At 64.2% G+C, this 2,721-nt stretch carries 2 protein-coding genes and 1 pseudogene; 1 reads left to right on the forward strand and 2 read right to left on the reverse strand.

Annotated features, from left to right (window positions below; translation table 11 throughout):
- Positions 1-302: 302 nt before the first annotated feature.
- Positions 303-713 (reverse strand): response regulator, encoded by a 411-nt coding sequence (locus ACYVDE_RS19565; protein WP_460503221.1) that lies wholly within the window; start codon positions 711-713, stop codon positions 303-305.
- A gap of 100 nt (positions 714-813) precedes the next feature.
- Positions 814-2,307 carry a sensor histidine kinase gene (locus ACYVDE_RS19570; protein WP_460503222.1) on the reverse strand — a complete coding sequence of 498 codons (1,494 nt, stop codon included), beginning with the start codon at positions 2,305-2,307 and terminating at the stop codon, positions 814-816.
- Between the two features lie 81 nt (positions 2,308-2,388).
- On the opposite strand from ACYVDE_RS19570, the pseudogene ACYVDE_RS19575 reads away from it, so the two are divergent.
- A pseudogene (locus tag ACYVDE_RS19575) lies at positions 2,389-2,721 on the forward strand (RNA methyltransferase); the annotation flags it as partial.

Consider the following 2,721-nt stretch of genomic DNA (forward strand, 5'->3'; position numbering starts at 1 on the left):
CGCCGGCACGGCCCGCGGGCGCGGCGCAACGGGCACACTGGGCGCACCACCCAGCTGGCGGGGGCCATCGGGCTGAGCCTGCGCAGTAGCCACACTCAGAAACAGCAGGGAAAGCGCCGAAAGCGCAAAGGGAATTTTCATGGGTGAGAAGAACGGCAGGAAAAGCAGTGAAAGGCCCCGGCAAGGTACTATACTGCGAGCGAAGCCCGCTTACCGTGCGCCCAATCGCCAAACGTGCAACATCGTCCGCAAATTCCGTGCAATGCCCGTGAATAATCGGTGAATCCCCGCCCAGCTGGCGGCTACTTCAGCAACTGCTCCAGCAGGCTGAGGCTGTCGGCCAGGTCGCCACCGGTTTCAAAATCCAGGGGCTTGAGGATGTAGCCGCTCACGCCCAGGCGCTCGGCGTCGGCGCGGTCCACATCCATCGCCGAGGTGGTGGTGATGAACACCGGAATGTGGTGCAGGTCGGCGTTGTTGCGCAGCTCAGTCAGGAACTCGATGCCGTTCATGCGCGGCATATTTAAATCGAGCAGAATGACTTCTGGCAGCGGGCGCAGGGGCTCGGTGCCGTTGCGGCCCAGCAGCAAATCGAGGGCTTCTTCGCCGTTGAAAGCCGTGTGCAGCTTGTGCGGCACACTGAACTTGGCGAAGGATTTCTCCGCCGTCATCGTGTCAAATACATCGTCTTCAACTAATAAAACGGAGCGCATGGGTAGGTATGGTTAGTATTAAGCGAGCCCTGTCATCCTGAGCATTCTGCGATTAAAGCAGAATGCTCAGGATGACAGGAGCCTAAATGATGACATCAGCTTACTTCGGCCAAGTAAAGATAAACGCGGCCCCCTGGCCCACGGCCGATTCGACCCGAATGATGCCCTGCTGCTCGCTGATGATTTTTTGCACGATGCTCAGGCCGATGCCGGTGCTTTCGGCCGTGTGGCGGTCGCGCAGCGTCTGGAACAGCAGGAAAATCTTCTGGTGGTACTCGGGCGCGATGCCCGGCCCGTCGTCCTGCACCCGGAATTCGTAGAAGTCGCCCAGGTCGCGGCTGCTGACGGCCAAGTGGCCGGCGCCGCGGTGGTGGTACTTCACGGCGTTCGAGAGCAGATTGGTGAACACCTGCTGCAGGCTGAGGCGGTCGGTGGCGGGCAGGGTGGGCAGGTCGGGGGCCAGCGTGAGGGTGAAGTCGGGCGGAACCACCAGCTCGGCCACTTCGCTGAGGAGCTGGCGCACGTCTACAGTCTCGCGGGTCTGGGTGGTGCGGCCCACACGGGCGTAGGCCAGCAGGCCGTTTATCAGGTCTTCGAGGCGGGCCAGGCGGCCCTTCATCTGGTCGAGGTAGGTGCGCAGCTGGGGCGAGAGCTCGGCGGCCAGCTCGTCCTCAATCCACTTCACGATGGTGGTCACGCCCCGCAAGGGCGCTTTCAAATCGTGCGAGGCCACGTAGGCAAACTGGTCGAGCTCGCGGTTGCGCTTTTCGAGGGCGCTGAAGCTGGCGTCGAGCGTCTGCGTCATGCGGTTGAGCGAAACGGCCAGCCCGCCCAGGTTGTCGGCCGTAGTCTCAGGCATCTGCACGGTGTAGTCGCCCTGCACCACCTGCTCGGCCAGAGCCCGAATCTGGGCAATACGCTGGGCCACCTCGGCATTCACGGCGGCCAGCTCGGCCTGCAGGCGGCGGTTATCGTCGAGCTCCCGCACAATCTTCATCACCAGCCACACCACGATGAGCACCGCCAGCACCGCCGATATCAGCACCACAATGGGCGTGGATTTTTCGAACACGGCCTGCAGGGCGCTGCGCTCGGCCAGCAGGCCTAGCTCGTCGCGCCTGATGCGGGCGTAGAGCTGCCGCACCTGCCGCAAGGTCTGGCGGTCGGTGTCGAGCAGGGTCTGCATCTCGGCGTGGCTGCGGGTGCGCGTTATCTCGGTGAGCGGACGCAGGATGCGGAATTCCTGCTCCACCAGCCCGCGCAGCGAGTCGAGCCGGGTGCGCTGCACGGGGTTTTCCACGGTGAGGGTCATCACGCGTTCCAGGGCCGCCGGCAGCTGGCCCGACGCCATGCTGTAGGGCCGCAGGTAGGCGGTATCGCCCGTGAGCAGGTAGCCGCGGGTGCCAGCTTGGGCATCCTTGAGCACCGACGTAATGGTTTCTATTTCCTGCATCACCTGGTAGGAGTGCTCCACGCGGTCGGTTTGCACGCTCAGCCCCCGAATGCTCCAGAACGAAGCCGAGGCCGTGAGCAGCAGCACGCCCACGGCCAGCGCGAAGCCGACAACAATTTTGGTGTTCGATTTAATGTTCATCGGTAGCGAAAGTTCTGGCCCGGCCTACGCCCCCGGTGGCGGCAAGGTTGGCCCCGGCCGCCGGGCCGGTATCTTTGCCCCATGCCTTTTGCCCCCCTCGACCGCCTCACCAGCCCCCAGAACCCGCGCATCAAGCAGCTCCTCAAGCTGCAGCAGAAATCGGCCGAGCGCCGCGCCTTGGGCCTCACCCTAGTCGAGGGCCTGCGCGAGCTCACGGTGGCCGTCGAGGCCGGCGTGCCGGTGGCCACCGTCTACACCTGCCCCGAGTTGGCCGGCGAAAGCGGTGCGGCCGAACTGCGCAGCCTGTTTTTGGGTAAGAAAGACGCGCCCGAGTGGCTGGAAGTCAGCCGCCCGGTGTTCGAGAAGGTGGCTTACCGCGAAGGTTCCGACGGCCTGCTGGCCGTGCTGCGCACG

Source organism: Hymenobacter agri, from assembly GCF_054778495.1.

What these genes read in the sequence shown, in the direction of transcription:
- ACYVDE_RS19565 (WP_460503221.1), bottom strand. Translation starts at nt 713, where the DNA reads ATGCGCTCCGTTTTATTAGTTGAAGACGATGTATTTGACACGATGACG.
- ACYVDE_RS19570 (WP_460503222.1), bottom strand. Translation starts at nt 2,307, where the DNA reads ATGAACATTAAATCGAACACCAAAATTGTTGTCGGCTTCGCGCTGGCC.